Raw genomic sequence first — 18,996 nt, 5'->3', positions numbered from 1 at the left:
CAGTCAGGCCGTCGCCGACCCGAGGCGCGCCAGCAGCAGGGTCTCGGCCAGCACGACCTTCTCCAGCTCGCCCAGGTGCACCGACTCGTTGGCACCGTGCGCGCGGCTGTCGGGGTCCTCGACACCGGTCACGAGGATCGCCGCCTGCGGGAACTCCTCGAGCAGGTCGGCGATGAACGGGATCGAGCCGCCCACGCCGATGTCGACCGGGTCGGTGCCCCACGCCTGCGCGAACGCCCACCGGGCCGCCTGCATGGCCTCGGAGTCCGTCGGTGCCTGGAACGGCTTGCCGAGCTCACCGTCGGTCACCGTGACCTGCGCCCCGAACGGCGCGTGACCCAGCAGGTGCGCCCGGACGGCGTCCATCGCTGCGGCAGGGTCCTGCCCGGGGGCGATCCGCACCGAGAGCTTGGCGGTGGCCCGCGGGGTGATCGTGTTCGAGGCGGTGGCCACCCGCGGGGCGTCCAGGCCGATGACCGCGATCGCCGGGCGCGTCCACATGCGGGCCGTCAGCGGGCCGGTGCCGGCGAACTGCGCACCGTCCAGCAGGCTGGTGTCCGCGCGCAGGTCGGCCTCGTCGTAGTCCACCGTGGGGTCCGCTGCGCTGACCAGCCCGGCGACCGCCACGTCGCCGTGGTCGTCGTGCAGCGTGGTGATGAGCCGGGCCAGCAGCGTGGGGGCGTCCAGCACGGGGCCGCCGAACATGCCCGAGTGCACCGCGTGGTCGAGCACCGCGACCTCGACCGTGCAGTCGACCAGACCGCGCAGCGACGTGGTCAGGCCGGGCACGCCGACCTTCCAGTTGTTGGAGTCGGCCACCACGATCACGTCGGCGGCGAGCAGCTCGCGGTGCGTGCGCAGGAACTCGACGAACGTCGGCGAACCGACCTCCTCCTCGCCCTCGACGAACACCGTCACACCGACACCGAGCTCGTCGCCGAGCACGCGCAGGGCACCCACGTGCGCGACCACACCGGCCTTGTCGTCGGCGGCGCCGCGCCCGAACAGCCGACCGTCGCGCTCGACCGGCTCGAACGGCTCGGTGTCCCAGTGCGCCAGGTCGCCCGCAGGCTGCACGTCGTGGTGCGCGTAGAGCAGCACGGTGGGTGCGCCGACCGGACCGGGGCGGCGTGCGACGACGGCCGGGGCCCCCGCGCGACCGTCCGGGCCGGCCACCCGCAGCACCTGCACGTCGTCGATCCCGGCGCCACGCAGCAGGTCGGCCACGGCGTCGGCGGAGGCCTGCACGTGCGCCTGGTCGAAGTCGGCGTTGGACACGCTCGGGATGCGCACCAGCGCCTCCAGGTCGGTGCGCAACGCACCGAACGCGGCGGCGGTGCGCTCACGCAGGCGGTCGACGACGTCGGCGGGCAGCTCGGCAGGGATCCCAGGGGTGGCAGTCACAGACCTGCACGCTACTCGACTACCCTGACGGGGTGTTCGGACGCGACAAGGACCCCCAGCCGGTGACGCCCCCGCCCAGCGCGAAGCCCGCCGAGGAGCTGCGCCACGCTGTCGACGATCCCGGCAAGGGCCGTCCCACGCCCAAGCGCAAGGAGGCCGAGGCCGCCAACCGGCGCCCCCTCGTGCCCGAGGACCGCAAGGCCGCCGCGAAGGTGCAGCGCGCCAAGGCCCGTGAGCAGCGCGACCGCGAGTACCAGGCGATGCAGACCGGCGACGAGCGGTACATGCCGGCCAAGGACCGCGGCCCGGTGCGCCGGTACATCCGCAACCACGTCGACGCGCGCCGCAACCTCGGTGAGCTGTTCCTGCCCGTCGCCTTCGTCTTCCTGCTGCTGCAGTTCTTCGTGGCCCGGTCCTCGCCCGTGCTGGCCTTCGCGGCACTGGTCGTGCTCTACGTGTACATCACGGCCACGATCGTCGACGGCTGGCTCCTGTGGCGTGGCCTCAAGAAGCGTCTGCGGGCCAAGTTCGGCGACGAGGCCAACCAGCGGGGCCTGACCATGTACGCGGTCACCCGGGCGTTCCAGATCCGCCGCGCGCGCCTGCCCAAGCCGCTCGTCAAGCACGGCGAGTACCCCGCCTGACGCCCGACGTAGGGTGGTTGCCATGGTCAACTACCGCTACCTGGGCCGCTCCGGCCTGAAGATCACCGAGATCATCTACGGCAACTGGCTCACGCACGGTTCGCAGGTCGAGAACGAGACCGCAGCCGCCTGCGTGCGCGCCGCGCTCGATGCGGGCATCACCACGTTCGACACCGCGGACGTCTACGCCAACACCAAGGCGGAGAGCGTGCTCGGCGAGGCCCTCAAGGGTGAGCGCCGCGCGTCGCTGGAGATCCTCACCAAGGTCTACTGGCCCACGGGCCCGGGCGGGGCCAACGACTCGGGCCTGTCGCGCAAGCACATCATGGAGTCGATCGACGGCTCGTTGCAGCGCCTGCAGACCGACTACGTGGACGTCTACCAGGCTCACCGCTACGACCTGTCGACGCCGCTCGAGGAGACGATGCAGGCGTTCGCCGACGTGGTGCGCGCGGGCAAGGCGCTGTACATCGGCGTCAGCGAGTGGACGGCGGACCAGATCCGCGCGGGGCACGCACTGGCCGGCGAGCTGGGCTTCCAGCTGGTGTCGAACCAGCCGCAGTACTCGGCCCTGTGGCGCGTCATCGAGGGTGAGGTCGTCCCGACCTCGGCCGCGCTGGGCATCTCTCAGATCGTCTGGTCGCCGGTCGCCCAGGGCGTCCTGACGGGCAAGTACCTGCCCGGCCAGCCCGCACCGGCCGGGTCGCGCGGGACGGACACGAAGGGGGGCGCCCGGATGATCGGGCGCTTCCTGGAGCAGGAGCAGACGCTGCGCCGCGTGCAGGAGCTGCGCCCGATCGCCGACGAGCTCGGCCTGACCATGGCCCAGCTGGCCGTCGCGTGGGTGCTGCAGAACCAGAACGTCGCCGCGGCCATCATCGGTGCCTCACGTCCGGAGCAGGTCGCCGAGAACGTCAAGGCGTCCGGGGTGACGATCCCCGCCGAGCTGCTGGCCCGCATCGACGAGGTGCTCGGCGACAGCGTCGTGTCGGACCCCGCCGAGACGGCCCGCACGGCCCCCGGCCCGCGCTGACCGCACGACGAACGGCCCCGCGGGGGCCTGCACGGACAGGAGCCGGTGCCGATCGCGGCACCGGCTCCTGTCGTCTCAGCCTCGGGGCGGGGCCACCGCGGCAGGGGTCGGTGCCGGGGCCGGACCGGGCACGGGGACAGGGAGGGGTGCGGGCACGGGATCGGGCTCCACGAGGGCCGGGACGCTGAGCACCGGCAGCAGCAGGTGCACCAGCGGACCGATGGCCAGGGCGAACGCGAGCGTGCCCAGGCCGACGGTGCCCCCCAGTGCCCACCCGACCGCCACCACGACGACCTCGATCGACGTGCGCACGAGTCGCACCGACCGCCCCGTGCGGGCCACGAGCCCGGTCATCAGCCCGTCGCGCGGCCCCGGTCCCAGTCGCGCGCCGATGTAGAGCCCGGTGGCCACCGCGTTGAGCACGATGCCGCCGAGCACGAGCGCGATGCGGGCCACGAGCGGCAGGGACTCCGGCAGGCGGTCGAGGAGCGCCAGCGCCGGGTCGACGAGCAGGCCGATCACGAGCACGTTGGCGACCGTGCCGATGCCCGGGCGTTGCCGCAGCGGGATCCAGCACGCGAGCACGAGCGCGCTGAGCACCAACGTCACCGTGCCGAAGGAGTGGCCGGTGCGTCGCGAGACGCCCTGCGAGAGCACGTCCCAGGGCATGCTGCCCAGCCCGGCGTGCACGAGCATCGCGATCGACAGCGAGAACAGCACGAGGCCGACGAGCAGCTGGGCGCCACGGCGCACCGGTCGGCGCGCCGCGGTCCGCACGGCCGCGGAACCCTCCGCCTGCACGGGTGCGGGCGGGGGCAGGGGCGTCGGCGTGGGTAGGGGGCCGGGCGGTGTCGAGAAGCTCACGGTGAGCATCCTGCGTCGCAGTGGCCTTGGAATCCATGGCCACTTGGCCGATAGTGGCCTCATGCCGACAGACGTCCCCACCGACCGCCGCGTCGGCAGCCACCGCCTGCTCCAGGTGCTCGGCGCATGGCAGCGCTCGGGAGCCAGCTACAGCGCGCTCGCCGACGGCCTGCGTGCCGCGGTGCAGTCCGGCGCGGTACCGCTGCACACCCGCCTGCCCAGCGAACGCGAGCTCGCCACCACGCTCGGCGTCTCGCGCACGACCACGACCGCCGCCTACGACGTGCTGCGCGAGGAAGGGTTCCTGGTCAGCCGGCGCGGGTCGGGCACCGTCACCACCCTGCCACCCGGCGCGGTCGACCGGATCACCACGCACACGGTGCTGACCGGTCCCGACGACGCCGTCGACCTGTCCGCCGCCGCCCCCTCCGCGCCGCCCGAGCTGCACGGCGCCTACCTGGCCGCCCTGGACATGCTGCCCGCGCACCTGACCGGCAACGGCTACTCCCCCGTCGGACTGCCCGTGCTGCGCCAGGCGATCGCCGACTGGTACACCGCCCGCGGCACACCCACCGGCCCCGACCAGGTGCTCGTCACGCACGGCGCGCAGCAGGCCATCCACCTGCTCGTCGAGTCGTCCGCAGGCCCGGGCGACCGCGTGGTGGTCGAGCAGCCGACCTACCCGCACGCGCTCGACGCCGTCCGCGCCGCCGGCGCACGCCCCGTGCCCGTCCCCGCAGGGCCCGACGGGCTCGACGTCGACCTGTTCGAGTCGACCGTGCGGCAGGTCGGTCCGCGCCTGACCTACCTGATCCCGGACCACCGCAACCCCACCGGCACGAGCCTGTCGGCCGAGGAGCGCGCCAGGGTGCGCGCCGTCGCACGCCGGCACCGCACGGTGATCGTCGGGGACGAGGCGCTGACCGAGCTGACCCTCGACGGGGACGCACCTGCGTCCTTCGCCGGGGACGGGAGCGACTCGGGCCTGGTCGTCGCGATCGGGTCGGCGTCCAAGTCGTTCTGGGGCGGGTTGCGCATCGGCTGGGTGCGCGCGCACCCCGACGTGGTCGCGCGGCTCGCGCTGCGCCGCCGGCACATGGACGTCGGCACCGCGCTGCTCGAGCAGCTCGTCACGGCGCAGCTGTTCGCCCGACGCGAAGAGCTGCTGGCCCGCCGCCGCCTCGAGCTGCGCACCCGCCGTGACCTGCTGGTCGACCTGCTCGCCGCCCAGCTGCCTGCCTGGCGCACCACACCGCCGCCGGGCGGGCTGGCGCTGTGGGTCGACCTGGGCGCGCCGGTGTCCTCGGCGCTGGTCGCGCTGGCCAGCCACCACGGCGTCCGGTTGGCGCCCGGTCCGGCCTTCGGCGTCGACGCGGGCCTGGAGCGATACCTGCGGCTGCCGTTCAGCGAGACGCCGCAGGCGCTGCGACGCGGGGTCGACGGCCTGGCCGCGGCGTGGGCAGGGCTCGCCGGGACAGTGCCGACAACCTCGCCGGACCGCGACGAGGCCATGGCCGCCTACGTCTGAGCGTGCAGCTCAGGGGGCGGGCATCGACAGCACGGGCCCGACCTGAGCACCCTCGTGCAGCAACGTGGCCGTCCGCACGCCCTGGGACGCCAGGACCCGCCACTGCTCGCCGAGCCACTGCTCGGCGTCGAACTGGTTGGTGAACACCGGACTGACGGGCCGGAGGACCGGTTGCCCCCCACCGTCCTCGAGCCGCCACTCCCACCGTGGTCGCAGCACCATCAGGCGACCTCGGCCCGTCCGGTCGACCGGGTGGCGTCCGCGGCCAGGGCCCGCGCGATCCTCGACGCCCAGAACGGCCCCTGGTAGATGAACGCCGTGTAGCCCTGCACCAGCGTCGCGCCGACGGCCAGGTACTCGCGGGCGTCCGCAGGCGTCGTGATGCCACCGACACCGATGATCACCGGGTCGGGGCCCAACCGGCTGCGCAGCCGGGCGACCACGTCGAGCCCGCGCGCCAGCAGGGGCGGACCGGACACGCCACCGGGGCCCAGGTCGTGCGCGATCGTCGTGTTCACGGCCACCACACCGTCGAGCTCGAGCTCCAGCGCCAGGTCGGCGACGGCGTCGACGTCCTCGTCGGACAGGTCCGGGGCGATCTTCACCAGCAGCGGCACGCGGGCCCGCCCGGCCCGTGCGGTCGCCTCGTCGGCGGCCGCACGCGTCGCCTCGAGGATGGGGCGCAGGCTGGAGACGGCCTGCAGGTCGCGCAGCCCGGGGGTGTTGGGCGAGGAGACGTTGACCACCAGGTAGTCGGCGTAGGGGGCCAGACGTCCGGCGCTCGTGGCGTAGTCCGCCGGCGCGTCCTGCGCGGGGGTTGCCTTCGTCTTGCCGATGTTCACCCCGACGACCGCCGCGCGCCCTGCCGCGGTCCCCCGCAGGCGACGCAGGCGCTCGGCCGCCACCGCCGAACCGGCGTTGTTGAACCCCATCCGGTTGCGCAGCGCGCGCTGCTCGACCATGCGCCACATGCGCGGGGCCTCGTTGCCGGGCTGCCCCTGCGCCGTGATCGTGCCGATCTCGACGTAGCCGAACCCGAGCATCGTCAGACCGGTCACGCACCGGGCGTCCTTGTCGAAACCGGCGGCCACCCCCAGCCGTGACGGGAAGCGCCGCCCCCACAGCTCCACGGACCCGTCGGGCGGCGTGGGGAAGAACAGGTGCACCAGCCGGCGAAGTCCCGGCACGGCGGCCACGCCGCGGATCAGGTCGAAGGCGAGCTCGTGCGCCCGCTCGGGTGGCAGATGACGCAGGACGAGGTCGAACAGCAGCCGGTACACGGCCCCAAACTAGCCGCTGACCGCGGCCGAGCCCTGCGCCGTCCGTCCCGTGCGCCACAACCACGCGACACCGAGGAACGGCAGCACGAGCGGCACGTACCCGTAGCCCTGCCCGAACGCCGACCACACGGTCTCGTCCGGGAAGTCGCCCGCGTCCAGCAGCGAGAGCGCACCGACCGTGAGCACCCCGACGAGCTCGACACCCACGGCCACCCACGCCAGGCGGCGCCGGTCGGTGGCGAGGGCGAACGTCGCCAGCACGTACACGAGGCCGGCGAGGGCCGAGAGCAGGTAGGCGAGGGGTGCCTCGGCCAGGCGCGTGGCGATCTGGTACCCGGCGCGGGCGCAGGCGGCGAGCGCGAACACCCCGTACACCGCCACCAGCGCGCGCCCGGGCCCGGCGCCGGTGCTGCGGTGCTCGGGTGCACCCGGCGTGGCCGCCGACGGTGCGGGACTCTCGGTGGTCACACGGTCCCCCAGATCTGCAGCAGCCGGTACTCCAGGAACGCGACTGTCAGTGCGGCCACGGCCAGCACCACCGAGCTCCACCGCGTCCGTTCGGCGAACGCCCACGCCGCCGCGACGGGCAGCAGCAGCACCTGCGTGAGCACGTAGCCCCACAGCTCCCCGGCCGCCTGCGGCCCGGCGCCCTGGACGGTCCGCACCAGGAGCACCACCGCCTGCACGAGCAGCAGGGCGACGACGACCGCGCCGCCCCACAGCTGACGCAGCACGACCGCACGGTCACGGACGACGAACCACAGGGCCCAGGCGGCGAGCGCGAGTGCGGGCGCCACGACGAGCAGCGCGAGGGGCACGGTCACGGTCGCCCAGGCTACCCGCGCCTAGGATCGAGGGGTGACCGTGACCCTGACCTCGCAGAACCCTGCCCGCCTCTCCGCCGACGCCCTCGTGGTGGCCGTCGCCCAGCAGGACGGCGCACCCGTCCTCCTCGGGGCCGACTGGCTGCCGGAAGGCCTGCGTGCGGACCTGCTCCGCGACGCGCGGACCCTCGCCGTGACCGGCGCGGCCGACGAGGTGCGGCGCATCCCCGCCACCGGCCTGACGGCGCACGTGCTGGTGCTCACCGGCGTCGGCGAGCAGCCGTCCCCGACTGCCGAGACCCTGCGGCGGGCCGCCGGGGCGGCCACACGCGAGCTGGCGGGCACCGCCTCGGTCGCGCTGGCGCTCCCCGCCGGGGACCTGGAGCAGGTCACGGCCGTCGTCGAGGGCGCCCTGCTGGGCGCCTACGGCTACACGCGCTACCGCGAGCAGGACGCCGCGACCTCGGCGCCGGTGTCCGGGCTGACCGTCGTGACCCCGCTCGCCAAGGACAAGGCGGCCGCGGCCGCCGTGGCACGCGCCGAGGTCGTCACCGCGGCCGTGCACGCCACGCGCGACCTGGTGAACACCGCACCCAACGACCTGTACCCGGCGGCGTTCGCCGACCTGGCCCGTGCCGCCGTCAAGGACGCCGGGGTCCGCAGCCTGAAGATCACGGTGCTCGACGAGAAGGCGCTGGTGGCCGGTGGCTACGGCGGGATCGTCGGCGTCGGGCAGGGGTCCTCACGACCGCCGCGCCTGGTCAAGGTCTCGTACACCCCGACACGCGCCCGCGCCAAGGTCGCGCTGGTCGGCAAGGGCATCACGTTCGACTCGGGCGGCATCTCCATCAAGCCCGCGGCCGGCATGGAGGCCATGAAGTCCGACATGGCCGGTGCCGCCGCCGTGCTGCACACCGTGGTCGCCGCCGCGCGCCTGGGTCTGCCCGTCGCCGTGACCGGGTGGCTGTGCCTGGCCGAGAACATGCCCTCGGGCACCGCGCAGCGTCCCTCGGACGTGGTGACGATCCGTGGCGGCAAGACCGTCGAGGTGCTCAACACCGACGCCGAGGGTCGACTCGTCATGGCCGACGGGCTCGTGGCCGCGACCGAGGAGAAGCCCGATGTCGTCCTGGACATCGCGACCCTCACCGGCGCGCAGATGGTCGCCCTGGGGTACCGCGTCTCGGCGGTCATGGGCGCCGAGGACGTGCGGTCCGAGGTCGTCGCCGCCGCCGAGGCCAGCGGTGAGCAGTTCTGGCCGATGCCGCTGCCCGTCGAACTGCGCGCGGGCCTGAAGTCGAAGGTCGCCGACCTGGCCAACATCGGCGACCGGTTCGGCGGCATGCTCACGGCCGGCATCTTCCTGCAGGAGTTCGTCGGTTCGACGCCGTGGGCCCACCTCGACATCGCCGGTCCGGCCTTCAACGAGAAGGCCGCCCACGGGTACACGCCGGTCGGCGGTACCGGTGTGGGCGTGCGGACGCTGCTCGGCCTGCTCGAGGCACGTGCCGCGCGCTGATCCACCGCACGCAGTACACCGCCCCCGGCAGCACGCCCGGGCACGCGGACCCCGGGGAGCCCGGCGTCAGACGACGTCGGGCTCCTTGCGTCCGCGCTGCCGGGCGTTCCAGGCGCGCACGCGGGGCGGGTATCCGGTGCGTTGCACGTCGTACACGGGGATCCCCATCGAGCGGGCGATGTCGTGCGCCGCGCGCTCGTCGGGCACACGACGGCGCGTCCACTCCCCGTCGGTGGCCACGAGCATCACGGTCGTGGCGGTCACGTTGGTGCGCGGTTCGACGTAGGCCTCGACGCCGACGCGGGTGCTCACGAAGTCGCGCAGGTGCGCCAGCGTGGCCTCGCGGGCCGCCTTGTCCGTGGGGGCGTCCGTGGCTGCCGGGCGCCGCTTGCGGGAGAACAGACCCATCCGGTGAGAGTAGTCACAGCCCAGGGGTCCTCGCACTGGTCGCCGGGGTCGCTCCCCCCTGCCGGAGCCACGCCGGCGCCGCCCTACCACATCCGCGGGACCCAGACATGGGACGACTGTTCCGAGCGTCACACCGAAACGTGCCCACTCCGGTTCGATCGGGCCACACCTGGGTGACAAGATGGGCGACGACCTCGAACCACACATCTGCGTGAGGAGTGTGCACGTGGCCGAGACCAACGGCACCGCTTTCGACATCGTCGTCCTGGGCGGAGGCAGCGGCGGCTACGCGGCCGCACTCCGCGCGGCACAGCTCGGCAAGACCGTCGCCCTCATCGAGGCCGACAAGGTCGGGGGGACCTGCCTGCACCAGGGCTGCATCCCCACCAAGGCCCTGCTGCACGCCGCCGAGCTGGCCGACAACGCCCGCGAGGGCGCCCACTACGGCGTGCACACCACGCTCGACCACGTCGACATCAACGGCGTGAACGAGTACAAGGCGAACGTCATCGGGCGGCTGTACAAGGGCCTGCAGGGCCTCATCAAGTCGCGCAAGATCACCGTGATCGAGGGCTACGGCCGTCTCGTCGCGGCCGACGCCGTCGAGGTGAACGGCCAGCGCATCACGGGCGAGCACATCGTGCTCGGCACCGGTTCGTACGCGCGGTCCCTGCCCGGCCTGGAGATCGGCGGCCGGATCATCACCTCCGACCAGGCCCTCCAGCTCGACTGGATCCCCAAGTCGGTCATCGTCCTGGGTGGCGGTGTCATCGGCTCGGAGTTCGCCTCCGTGTGGAAGTCCTTCGGTGCCGACGTCACGATCATCGAGGCGCTCCCCCACCTGGTCGCCAACGAGGACGAGGCGCTGTCCAAGGCGTTCGAGCGGGCGTTCCGCAAGCGCGGCATCAACTTCAACCTGGGCGTCCGGTTCTCCGGGGCGACGCAGGACGAGCACGGCGTGCACGTCACGCTCGAGGACGGCAAGACCTTCGACGCCGAGCTGCTGCTCGTGGCCGTCGGTCGCGGTCCGCGCACGGCCGACCTCGGCTACGAGGAGCAGGGCCTGACCCTCGACCGCGGGTTCGTCATCACCAACGAGCGGCTGCACACCGGCGTCGGCAACATCTACGCCGTCGGCGACATCGTTCCCGGCCTGCAGCTCGCGCACCGCGGCTTCGCGCAGGGCATCTTCGTCGCCGAGGAGATCGCCGGCCTGAACCCGCAGCCGATCGTCGAGTCCGGCATCCCGCGCGTCACCTACTCCGAGCCTGAGGTCGCCTCCGTCGGCCTCACCGAGGCCAAGGCACGCGAGACGTACGGCGCCGACGGCGTCGAGACGCTCGAGTACAACCTGGGCGGCAACGGCAAGAGCCAGATCCTCGGCACCACGGGTTTCGTCAAGCTCGTGCGTCAGAAGGACGGCCCGGTCGTCGGCATCCACATGATCGGCGCGCGCGTCGGCGAGCTCATCGGGGAGGGCCAGCTGATCGTCAACTGGGAGGCGTACCCCGAGGACGTCGCCGCACTGGTGCACGCCCACCCCACGCAGAACGAGGCTCTCGGCGAGGCGCACCTGGCGCTGGCCGGCAAGCCGCTGCACGCCCACAACTGACCTGAAGGATCGAAGGAGACACGAGCGGTCATGTCCGACAACGTGCAGCTTCCCGCTCTCGGTGAGTCCGTCACCGAGGGCACAGTCACCCGCTGGCTGAAGAGCGTGGGCGACACCGTCGCCGTCGACGAGCCCCTGCTGGAGATCTCGACCGACAAGGTCGACACGGAGATCCCCTCGCCGTTCGCGGGCGTGCTCGAGCAGATCCTCGTGCAGGAGGACGAGACCGTCGAGGTCGGCGCCGTCCTGGGCGTCATCGGCTCCGGGCAGGGTGCCGCGCCCGCCGCGGCCGCCCCCGCGGCGGAGCCGGCCGCTGCAGCGGAGCCCACGGCTCCCGAGGCCGCTGCCCCTGAGGCGGCGCCTGCGTCCGCACCCCAGGCCGCTCCGGCAGCCGAGGCCCAGGCCCCCGCGGGGGACGCCACCGGGGAGCCCGTCACGCTCCCGGCGCTGGGTGAGTCGGTCACCGAGGGCACCGTCACGCGCTGGCTGAAGGCCGTCGGTGACGAGGTCGCGGTCGACGAGCCCCTGCTGGAGATCTCGACCGACAAGGTCGACACGGAGATCCCCTCACCGGTCGCAGGGACGCTGCTGCAGATCCTGGTCGGCGAGGACGAGACGGCGCAGGTCGGTGCGGTCCTCGCGCTGATCGGCTCGGGCGCGAGCGCCACCCCCGCCGCCGCCCCGGTCGCCGCGGCACCCGCGGTGGCACCGCAGGCCCCCGCCACTCAGGAGGTGCCGGCACCCGTGGCCGCGCCCGCCCCGGCCGCCGCACCCGCCCCGGCACCCGAGGCCACCCCGGCTCCGGCCGCCGCACCGGCACCGGCTGCCTCCGGTGTCGCCGCCGGCGGGTACCTGACCCCCCTGGTGCGCAAGCTCGCAGCCGAGAAGGGCGTCGAGCTGGGCGACCTCGTCGGCACCGGGGTCGGTGGGCGCATCCGCAAGGAGGACGTGCTCGACGCCGCCGCCAAGGCCGAGGCTGCGCGGGTCCAGGCAGCCGCGGCGGCCGCAGCACCGGCACCGACCGGGATGCCGGCAGCCCCTGCCGCAGCACCGAACGTGCCCGCGGTCTCGCCGCTGCGCGGGACGACCGAGAAGGCCAGCCGGCTGCGTCAGATCATCGCCGAGCGCATGGTCGAGGCCCTGCACACGCAGGCGCAGCTGACCACGGTCGTCGAGGTCGACGTCACCAAGGTCGCCCGCCTGCGGGCGCGGGCGAAGAACGACTTCAAGGCACGCGAGGGCGTCAACCTCACGTTCCTGCCGTTCTTCGTGCTGGCCGCGATCGAGGCGCTCAAGGCATACCCGAAGATCAACGGCGTGCTCGAGGGCAACCAGATCACGTACCACGGGCACGAGAACGTCGGCATCGCGGTCGACACCGAGCGCGGGCTGCTGGTGCCGGTCATCCGCGACGCGGGCGACCTCAACCTGGCCGGCCTGTCGCGCAAGATCGTCGACCTGGCCGGGCGTACCCGCCAGAACAAGGTCACGCCGGACGAGCTGTCGGGCGCCACGTTCACGGTGACCAACACCGGGTCGGGCGGCGCGCTGATCGACACGCCGATCGTGCCCGGTGGCACCTCGGCGATCCTCGGCACCGGCGCGATCGTCAAGCGGCCCGTCGTGGCCACGGACGCCGACGGCGCCGAGGTCATCGCGATCCGCTCGATGTGCTACCTGTCTCTGTCGTACGACCACCGTCTGGTCGACGGCGCGGACGCCTCGCGGTACCTGTCCGCGATCAAGCAGCGCATCGAGGAGGGCGCGTTCGAGTCCGAGGTCGGCCTCTGAGCGCACCCTGACGCCGGGGGTCCTCCCTCGCGCCATGCTCGGCGAGAGCCCGGGTCCTGCCACGGACCCGGGCTCTCGTGCGTCACGGCACGAGTCGCAGGGCGACCCGTGGAGCGCGATCGGGCTCACCTCGGGCCGTGGACCGGCCCCTCGCCGCGTGGCCGAGCGGCCCGCGCACGTACGCTGCCGGTATGCGCATCGTCGTCGCCGGGTCCCACGGTTTCATCGGCAGCGCCCTGGTGCCGCACCTGCAGGCCGCGGGTCACGACGTGCGGCGACTGGTGCGGCACGCGCCCCGCTCCGCGGAGGAGATCGCCTGGGACCCCGTCGCCGGTGTGCTCGACGCCCGGTCCCTGGCGGGCGTCGACGCGGTGGTCAACCTCGCCGGGGTGAACGTGGGCGAACGGCGGCTGACCGCGGCCCGCAAGCGCGAGGTGCTCTCGTCCCGCCTGCAGACCACCGGCCTCCTGGCCCGCACGCTGGCCGCCGGGGCGGGGCCGCAGGTGCTGCTGCAGGCCTCGGGCATCGGCGCCTACGGGGACCGCGGCGAGGAGGTTCTCGACGAGCATGCTGCGCTGGGTTCGACCTACTTCGCCGGCGTGGTCCGCGACTGGGAGGCGGCGACCGCCCCAGCGCAGGCCGCGGGCGTCCGGGTCGCCCACCTGCGCACGTCCGTGGTGCTCGATGCGCACGGCGGGGCACTGGCCCGGCTGCTCCCGCTCGTGCGACTCGGGCTGGGCGGGCGCTTGGGCTCGGGGCGTCAGTTCTGGAGCTGGATCACCCTGCACGACCAGGTCCGCGCCATCGAGCACCTGCTGACGGCACCGGTGGACGGCCCGGTGAACATGGTGGCCGACGCGACCCGCAACGCCGAGGTGGTGGCGGCGCTGGCCGACGCCGTGCACCGCCCCGCTGTCCTGGCGGTGCCCGCCTGGGCGATGCGCCTGGTGCTGGGCGACTTCACCTCCGAGGTGCTCGGGTCGGTCCGCGCGGTCCCTGCCGCCCTGCAGGCCAGCGGCTTCCGGCCTGACCACGCCGACATCGTCACGGCCGCCGGGTGGGTGACCCGCGAGCACCCGCACCACGGGCGCTGAGGTCTCCGGGCCCGGGCCCTCGGCCCTGACCGGCGGGGCTCAGACGGCCGGCTCGACGTCCCACACGCGCCACCCGTCCTCGGTGCTGCGCAGCACGAGCACCACGGTGCTCGGCCCGGTGGCGGGCACCGTCGTGCTCCCGTCGGGGCCGGACCGAAGGTGCTCGCGCGCCGAGGAGGTCACGGTGACGCGGGTGTCGCCCGTCTGGTCGGCACCGAGCGTCTGCGTGCCGAGCACGTCGACGCCGTACCCCTCCAGCTGCATCCCTGCCAGCGAGGCCATGAGCGCGACGTCTGCGGTGTGGGCGGGGCTCCCCGGCACCTCCACGGCGGCCAGCTGCTCGGGGTCCCCGGCGGCCAGCACCTGCGCGCGTCGCGTCGTCAGTGCCGCGGCGGCCTCCTCCGGGGTGGCCTCCGCGCTCGCCGGGGCCACCTCGGCGGCGGTCGCCGAGTCCGTGGGGACCGACGTCGCCTCGGCCGCCGGCGCAGCCTGGTCAGGCTGGTGAGGTCGGGCGATCGTCACCATGCGAGCCCCGAACCCGAGCACGAGCGCGCTCACCAGGCAGGCCCCGACGAGCAGCGCGGGCCGGCCGAGCACCCGTCGACCGCGTCCGTCCTCCCGCTCGCCGGGGCGCCCACCGGCTGCACGGGGGCGCAGGGCCGGCCGCCCGTGCGGGCGAGAGGGTGCCTGGCGCGCCGATGTCGGCCGCGACGGTACGTCGCCCTGCTCGAGGGTCCAGGCCGTCGGGGACGACCCGGCACCCACGACGGCGTCCGGCATCCGCAACGGCTCCGGCCGCACCACGCGCAAGCACGCGACGGCCACCGCCGCGGCGGAGCTCGGCTCGCCGACCAGGCCCACCAGCTCCTCGCGCAGCGTCCCGGTGTCACCGGCGGTGCGGTGGGCGTCCTCGTCGGGCATCTGGTCCAGCACGGTCGCCACCAGCCGCCCGACGTCGCCGGCCGGGCTGCCCGCGCCCAGCAGGCTCCCTCGCAGGTCCACCAGCACCGGCGTGCCGTCCGGCCGCAGCACGACCGAGGTGGCAGACACCGCACCGTGCGCGGTGCCGGCCGCGTGCAGCGCCTCCAGCGCGCCGGACAACGGGATCGCGACCGTCGCCGCCTCGGCATCCGTGAGCGGGGCCCGCGCGGCACGCAGCTCACGCAGCGTGGGGCCGGGCACGTGCTCCACCACGAGCGCGAGGCGACCAGGGGCGATCTCGAGGACGTCGTGCACGCGTGCGAGGTGCTCGTGCACGATGGCGCGCAGCGCGTCGGCGCGGGCGGCCAGAGCGTCGTCGACGACGGCCGGGACCACGTGCAGCTCGGCGGCGGCGCCGCGGCCGTCCGTCGACTCCCCGAGCCAGCCGGTGCCCTCTGTGCCGACCGGCCCCACCACGCGCAACCCCAGGCAGTCCATCGCCCGGGCCACGTCGGCGGGCACCAGCTGCGCGCCGCTGACCCCACCGGCGGCGAGGTCGGCGAGGTCGACACTGCGTCCGGCGAGGTCGGCGGGCAGGTCACCGTGGGTCAGGTCGTCCGTCACGGAGCCATCGAAGCGGCTGCGGGGTGGGCCCGTCGGCCGTCATCCACAGGCGTCGACCCAGACCGCCGCAGGGACCTGGCCGGCGCGGCGGGCACCGCTGCGTCAGTGCAGCGCGACGACCTGCTTCTGCTGCGCCGAGGCGCGCGCGGCATCGAGCACCCGCGCGGTGCGCACCGCGTCGGCGGGGTCCACCGGCACGGGTGCGCCGTCCACGATCCATCGCACGACGGCCCGGTAGATGTCGACGTGACCACCGTGGGCGCGGGGCACGGGCTGCCGGTCGGCGCCGCGCACGATCCAGCCCTCGTGCACGGGCTCACCCGGTCGACGCCCTTCCTCGTAGGCGTCGTCGAGCACGGAGAACGGTGAGGCCTCCCCCTCGAAGCTGGTGACCAGGTAGGCACCACGGTCCCCGAGCACGCGGGTGCGGGGCCCGGGCGCACCCACCAGGGACCCGGCCTGCAGGTGGCTGACCACACCGGGCCGGCCGTCGCGCGGCTGGTGCGTCAGCGCGAGGAAGACGTCGTCGACGGCGGCGGTGGACCGGGAGTGCAGCTCGGCGTACACGGAGGCCACCGGGCCGAACAGCTGCACGGCGGAGTCGACCAGGTGCGCGCCGAGGTCGAGCAGGAGACCGCCGGCGACCGGGTCGTTCTCCTTCCACCGGTCCTGAGGCACCGGGCGGAACCTCTCCCAGCGTCGCTCGAACCGGTGCACGTGCCCGAGCTCCCCCGAGGCCAGCACCGCCTGCAACGTCAGCTGCTCGGCGTCCCAGCGGCGGTTCTGGAACACGGTGAGGCGCCCACCGGCGTGCAGGGCGGCATCGACGAGCGCCTGTCCCTCGGCGGCACTGGTGGCCAACGGCTTGTCCACCAGCACGTGCAGACCTGCTGCGAGCGCGGCCCGCACGTGTGCGGCGTGCTCACCGGTGGGGCTGGCGACCACGACGAGGTCGAGCACGCTGGCGTGCGCGAGCAGCGATGCCACGTCGGGCAGCACGGTCGCGTGCGGCCAGTCGTGGTGGACCTCGGCGGCGCGGGTGCGGGTGACCACGTGCGTCACGCGCTGGTGGGCCTCCCGCAGCAGCCGCGAGTGGATGCCGCGTCCCGCTCCCCCGTACCCGATGATCCCGACGCGCAACGAGTCCATGTCGCCACACTACGGCTCGGCGTGGACTCGTTCCTGGTGGTGCACCTCCTGCTGGCTGCGGGACATCCGCCCGGGCCACCAGGCACGGGCGTCGAGCTGGTGCACGACCGCCGGCACCAGCAGGCTGCGGACCACCAGGGTGTCCAGCAGCACTCCGAAGGCGACGATGAACGCCAGCTGGGCCAGGAACAGCAGCGGGATCACGCCGAGCGCGGCGAAGGTGGCGGCCAGGACCACACCGGCGGAGGTGATCACACCTCCGGTGACGGCCAGGCCGCGGACCACTCCGGCACGTGTGCCGACCTTCAGGGACTCCTCCCGGACTCGCGTCATGAGGAAGATCGAGTAGTCCACACCGAGCGCCACGAGGAAGACGAAGGCGTACAGCGGCACGGAGGGGTCGGCGCCGGGGAACCCGAGCACGTGGTTGAACACCACGGCGGCCACTCCGAGCGAGGCGGCGAACGAGAGCACGTTCGCGGCGAGGAGCACGACGGCCGAGACGACCGACCGCAGCAGGAGCATGAGGATCAGCACGATCACGAGCAGCACAGCGGGCACGATCGTGCGCAGGTCGCTGGCGCTGGCTGCGTTGGTGTCGAGGGTCTGCGCGGCGGCGCCGCCGACGAGCGCGGTCGGCGAGACCGCGTGCACGGCCTCGCGCAGGGCCTCGACGGTGTCGACCGCCTCGCGGGAGTCGGACGGTGCGGTGGTGGCCACGTCGACCCGGATGTTGCCGTCCACGACGACGGGGTCCTGCCCGGCTCCCGCGCCCGGTGCACCGGTGGCCGCCCCCGTGTACGGGGTGACGCTGTCGACGCCGGGCACCTGCTCGGCGGCCGCCACGACCGCGTCGAGGTCGTCGAGGGGGGCGATGACGTTGGCGGGCTGGACGGCACCGGCCGGGAAGTGGTCGGCGAGCACCTGCTCACCTGCGACCGAGTCGACGTCGGTGAGGAACACGTCGCTCTGGCTGGTGCCGTCGGCGCGCAGCGTCGGCAGGAACGCGGCGGCGAGCGCGAGTGCGAGCGTGGTGAGGATCCACACGGGGCGGGCGTGCGCACCGACCCAGCGGGCGAGCCGCACCCACGCACCGTGCTCCCGGACGAGCACGGCGTCGGTCGGTTCGAGGCCTGCGGTCTGCCCAGCGGTCTCGAGGACGGCGGCCTGACCGGGGCGGGGTGTCCGCGGCCAGAACCAGAACCTGGCGCGGGCGCCGCCGACGAGCAGCAGCGCGGGCAGGAACGTGAGCACGGCCAGGAACGCCGAGGCGATGCCGATGGCGGCGACGGGGCCGAGGTCCCGGTTGGAGGCCAGGTCGGACAGCAGCAGGCACAGCAGGCCCGCGATCACGGTGCCGGCACTCGCGGCGATCGGTTCCAGCGAGGCACGCATCGCGCGGCCCATGGCCGCCCAGGGCTGCTCCACGTGCCGCAGCTCTTCGCGGTAGCGGGCGACGAGCAGCAGCGCGTAGTCGACGGACGCCCCGACCACGAGGATCGAGAGGATGCCTTGCGACTGCCCGTTGAGCACGATGATGTCGGCGTCGGCCAGCGAGTAGACGACCCAGCCGGCCAGGCACAGCGCGAACACGGCGGTGAGGATCACCGCGAGTGGCAGCAGCGGCGAGCGGTAGACGAGCACGAGGATGACGAGCACGGCGCCGAGTGCGACGAGCAGGAGCACGCCGTCGATGCCGCCGAACGCGGTGACCAGGTCGGCGACGAACCCGGCCGGGCCGGTGACCCATGCCTGCAGGCCGAGCTCGCCGGAGGAGGTCGCGGTGGCCCCGAGCTGCTCGTCGAGCTGGGTGCGCAGCTCGTCGACGAACGCCGTGCTGACGCGGCCCTCCTCGCCGAGCTGGTCGTCGGCGGCGGCACCGTCGAGGGAGATGACGACGAGGATGGCCTCACCGTCCTGCGAGGGGATGACGACGGGGTCGGCGACGAGGTACTGCCCCCACGTGCCGTCGCCGGCCGCCTCGGGCAGCGGCAGGTCGGGCAGCCCGGCGGCGAACTCCTGCACGGCGGCGACCTGCTCGTCGGTCACCTGGCCACCGGCGGCGGGTTGAAGCACGACGAGGGTCGGGAGCGTCTCGGAGTCGACGAACTGCGCGCTGAGCTCGGCGGCACGTGTCGACTCGGCGGTCGTGGGCAGGAAGGCCGCGGCGTCGTTGGTCTGGACCTGGGAGAGTTGCCCCTGCGCCACGCCCCCGACCGAACCGATGCCCAGCCAGACCCCGAGCGCGAGCACGACGGCCAGTGCGCGGAGCGCGGCACCCGATGAATTCCTCAGCATGCT

At 73.9% G+C, this 18,996-nt stretch carries 17 protein-coding genes; 7 read left to right on the top strand and 10 right to left on the bottom strand.

Translation table 11 applies throughout. The features are described 5' to 3' along the window. Positions 1 to 3: 3 nt before the first annotated feature. A complete protein-coding gene (locus ACTHAM_RS06460) occupies positions 4 to 1,404 on the bottom strand; it encodes a dipeptidase (RefSeq protein ID WP_440685535.1) in 1,401 nt (466 codons plus the stop codon). Between the two features lie 32 nt (positions 1,405 to 1,436). Between ACTHAM_RS06460 and ACTHAM_RS06455 the strand changes: the two genes are divergently transcribed. Together ACTHAM_RS06455 and ACTHAM_RS06450 are read left to right on the top strand one after the other, a co-directional pair. Continuing rightward, positions 1,437 to 2,048, top strand: coding sequence for a DUF3043 domain-containing protein (locus ACTHAM_RS06455; protein WP_440685533.1), 612 nt, complete (start codon positions 1,437 to 1,439; stop codon positions 2,046 to 2,048). Positions 2,049 to 2,070: 22 nt separating this feature from the next. Next, positions 2,071 to 3,081: an aldo/keto reductase family protein gene (locus tag ACTHAM_RS06450; RefSeq protein WP_440685531.1), complete on the top strand. Its 1,011-nt coding sequence runs from the start codon at positions 2,071 to 2,073 to the stop codon at positions 3,079 to 3,081. 75 nt (positions 3,082 to 3,156) lie between these two features. Here the strand turns inward: ACTHAM_RS06450 and yczE are convergent, their stop codons facing one another. After that, positions 3,157 to 3,777: a membrane protein YczE gene (yczE, locus tag ACTHAM_RS06445; protein WP_440685654.1), complete on the bottom strand. Its 621-nt coding sequence runs from the start codon at positions 3,775 to 3,777 to the stop codon at positions 3,157 to 3,159. A gap of 229 nt (positions 3,778 to 4,006) precedes the next feature. Between yczE and yczR the strand changes: the two genes are divergently transcribed. Beyond that, complete coding sequence (yczR, locus tag ACTHAM_RS06440; RefSeq protein ID WP_440685529.1) at positions 4,007 to 5,473, top strand: MocR-like transcription factor YczR; 1,467 nt, start codon at positions 4,007 to 4,009, stop codon at positions 5,471 to 5,473. Positions 5,474 to 5,482: 9 nt separating this feature from the next. Here the strand turns inward: yczR and ACTHAM_RS06435 are convergent, their stop codons facing one another. The 4 genes from ACTHAM_RS06435 to ACTHAM_RS06420 are packed head-to-tail and all read right to left on the bottom strand — an operon-like array spanning position 5,483 to position 7,577. After that, positions 5,483 to 5,695: a hypothetical protein gene (locus tag ACTHAM_RS06435; protein ID WP_440685527.1), complete on the bottom strand. Its 213-nt coding sequence runs from the start codon at positions 5,693 to 5,695 to the stop codon at positions 5,483 to 5,485. Beyond that, positions 5,695 to 6,753 carry a quinone-dependent dihydroorotate dehydrogenase gene (locus tag ACTHAM_RS06430; RefSeq protein WP_440685525.1) on the bottom strand — a complete coding sequence of 353 codons (1,059 nt, stop codon included), beginning with the start codon at positions 6,751 to 6,753 and terminating at the stop codon, positions 5,695 to 5,697. The genes ACTHAM_RS06435 and ACTHAM_RS06430 overlap by 1 nt, the downstream gene beginning before the upstream one ends. A 9-nt stretch (positions 6,754 to 6,762) precedes the next feature. Continuing rightward, complete coding sequence (locus tag ACTHAM_RS06425; protein WP_440685523.1) at positions 6,763 to 7,221, bottom strand: hypothetical protein; 459 nt, start codon at positions 7,219 to 7,221, stop codon at positions 6,763 to 6,765. Beyond that, on the bottom strand, positions 7,218 to 7,577 hold the full coding sequence (locus ACTHAM_RS06420; protein WP_440685522.1) for a hypothetical protein: 360 nt from the start codon (positions 7,575 to 7,577) through the stop codon (positions 7,218 to 7,220). Before ACTHAM_RS06420 ends, ACTHAM_RS06425 begins: the two co-directional genes overlap by 4 nt. Before the next feature lie 34 nt (positions 7,578 to 7,611). Between ACTHAM_RS06420 and ACTHAM_RS06415 the strand changes: the two genes are divergently transcribed. Then, entirely contained in the window at positions 7,612 to 9,096 is a 1,485-nt protein-coding gene (locus ACTHAM_RS06415) for a leucyl aminopeptidase (protein WP_440685520.1), read from the top strand. Positions 9,097 to 9,162: 66 nt separating this feature from the next. Here ACTHAM_RS06415 and ACTHAM_RS06410 read toward each other — a convergent pair whose 3' ends face one another. Continuing rightward, positions 9,163 to 9,504 (bottom strand): oxidoreductase, encoded by a 342-nt coding sequence (locus ACTHAM_RS06410; protein ID WP_440685518.1) that lies wholly within the window; start codon positions 9,502 to 9,504, stop codon positions 9,163 to 9,165. A gap of 226 nt (positions 9,505 to 9,730) precedes the next feature. On the opposite strand from ACTHAM_RS06410, the gene lpdA reads away from it, so the two are divergent. From lpdA to ACTHAM_RS06395, 3 genes are all read left to right on the top strand, one after another. Then, entirely contained in the window at positions 9,731 to 11,116 is a 1,386-nt protein-coding gene (lpdA, locus tag ACTHAM_RS06405) for a dihydrolipoyl dehydrogenase (RefSeq protein ID WP_440685516.1), read from the top strand. Positions 11,117 to 11,146: 30 nt separating this feature from the next. Then, entirely contained in the window at positions 11,147 to 12,907 is a 1,761-nt protein-coding gene (gene sucB / locus ACTHAM_RS06400; RefSeq protein WP_440685514.1) for a 2-oxoglutarate dehydrogenase, E2 component, dihydrolipoamide succinyltransferase, read from the top strand. Between the two features lie 191 nt (positions 12,908 to 13,098). Then, positions 13,099 to 14,001 carry a TIGR01777 family oxidoreductase gene (locus ACTHAM_RS06395; protein ID WP_440685512.1) on the top strand — a complete coding sequence of 301 codons (903 nt, stop codon included), beginning with the start codon at positions 13,099 to 13,101 and terminating at the stop codon, positions 13,999 to 14,001. Positions 14,002 to 14,040: 39 nt separating this feature from the next. Here the strand turns inward: ACTHAM_RS06395 and ACTHAM_RS06390 are convergent, their stop codons facing one another. The 3 genes from ACTHAM_RS06390 to ACTHAM_RS06380 form a co-directional block, all read right to left on the bottom strand. Then, positions 14,041 to 15,546: a hypothetical protein gene (locus tag ACTHAM_RS06390; RefSeq protein ID WP_440685510.1), complete on the bottom strand. Its 1,506-nt coding sequence runs from the start codon at positions 15,544 to 15,546 to the stop codon at positions 14,041 to 14,043. 102 nt (positions 15,547 to 15,648) lie between these two features. Then, the gene (locus tag ACTHAM_RS06385) at positions 15,649 to 16,695 is read right to left on the bottom strand and encodes a Gfo/Idh/MocA family oxidoreductase (protein WP_440685508.1); all 1,047 of its coding nucleotides are present in this window, start codon (positions 16,693 to 16,695) and stop codon (positions 15,649 to 15,651) included. Positions 16,696 to 16,704: 9 nt separating this feature from the next. Continuing rightward, the gene (locus tag ACTHAM_RS06380) at positions 16,705 to 18,993 is read right to left on the bottom strand and encodes an MMPL family transporter (RefSeq protein ID WP_440685506.1); all 2,289 of its coding nucleotides are present in this window, start codon (positions 18,991 to 18,993) and stop codon (positions 16,705 to 16,707) included. Between the last annotated feature and the right edge of the window lie 3 nt (positions 18,994 to 18,996).

It is taken from the genome of Cellulomonas soli (assembly GCF_052036975.1).
GTDB lineage: Bacteria > Actinomycetota > Actinomycetes > Actinomycetales > Cellulomonadaceae > Cellulomonas > Cellulomonas soli_A.
This window is presented reverse-complemented; position numbering and strand designations above follow the sequence as displayed.

What these genes read in the sequence shown, in the direction of transcription:
- ACTHAM_RS06450 (WP_440685531.1), top strand. Translation starts at nt 2,071, where the DNA reads ATGGTCAACTACCGCTACCTGGGCCGCTCCGGCCTGAAGATCACCGAG.
- yczE (WP_440685654.1), bottom strand. Translation starts at nt 3,777, where the DNA reads ATGCTCGTGCACGCCGGGCTGGGCAGCATGCCCTGGGACGTGCTCTCG.
- yczR (WP_440685529.1), top strand. Translation starts at nt 4,007, where the DNA reads ATGCCGACAGACGTCCCCACCGACCGCCGCGTCGGCAGCCACCGCCTG.
- ACTHAM_RS06435 (WP_440685527.1), bottom strand. Translation starts at nt 5,695, where the DNA reads ATGGTGCTGCGACCACGGTGGGAGTGGCGGCTCGAGGACGGTGGGGGG.
- ACTHAM_RS06410 (WP_440685518.1), bottom strand. Translation starts at nt 9,504, where the DNA reads ATGGGTCTGTTCTCCCGCAAGCGGCGCCCGGCAGCCACGGACGCCCCC.
- sucB (WP_440685514.1), top strand. Translation starts at nt 11,147, where the DNA reads ATGTCCGACAACGTGCAGCTTCCCGCTCTCGGTGAGTCCGTCACCGAG.
- ACTHAM_RS06395 (WP_440685512.1), top strand. Translation starts at nt 13,099, where the DNA reads ATGCGCATCGTCGTCGCCGGGTCCCACGGTTTCATCGGCAGCGCCCTG.
- ACTHAM_RS06385 (WP_440685508.1), bottom strand. Translation starts at nt 16,695, where the DNA reads ATGGACTCGTTGCGCGTCGGGATCATCGGGTACGGGGGAGCGGGACGC.
- ACTHAM_RS06380 (WP_440685506.1), bottom strand. Translation starts at nt 18,993, where the DNA reads ATGCTGAGGAATTCATCGGGTGCCGCGCTCCGCGCACTGGCCGTCGTG.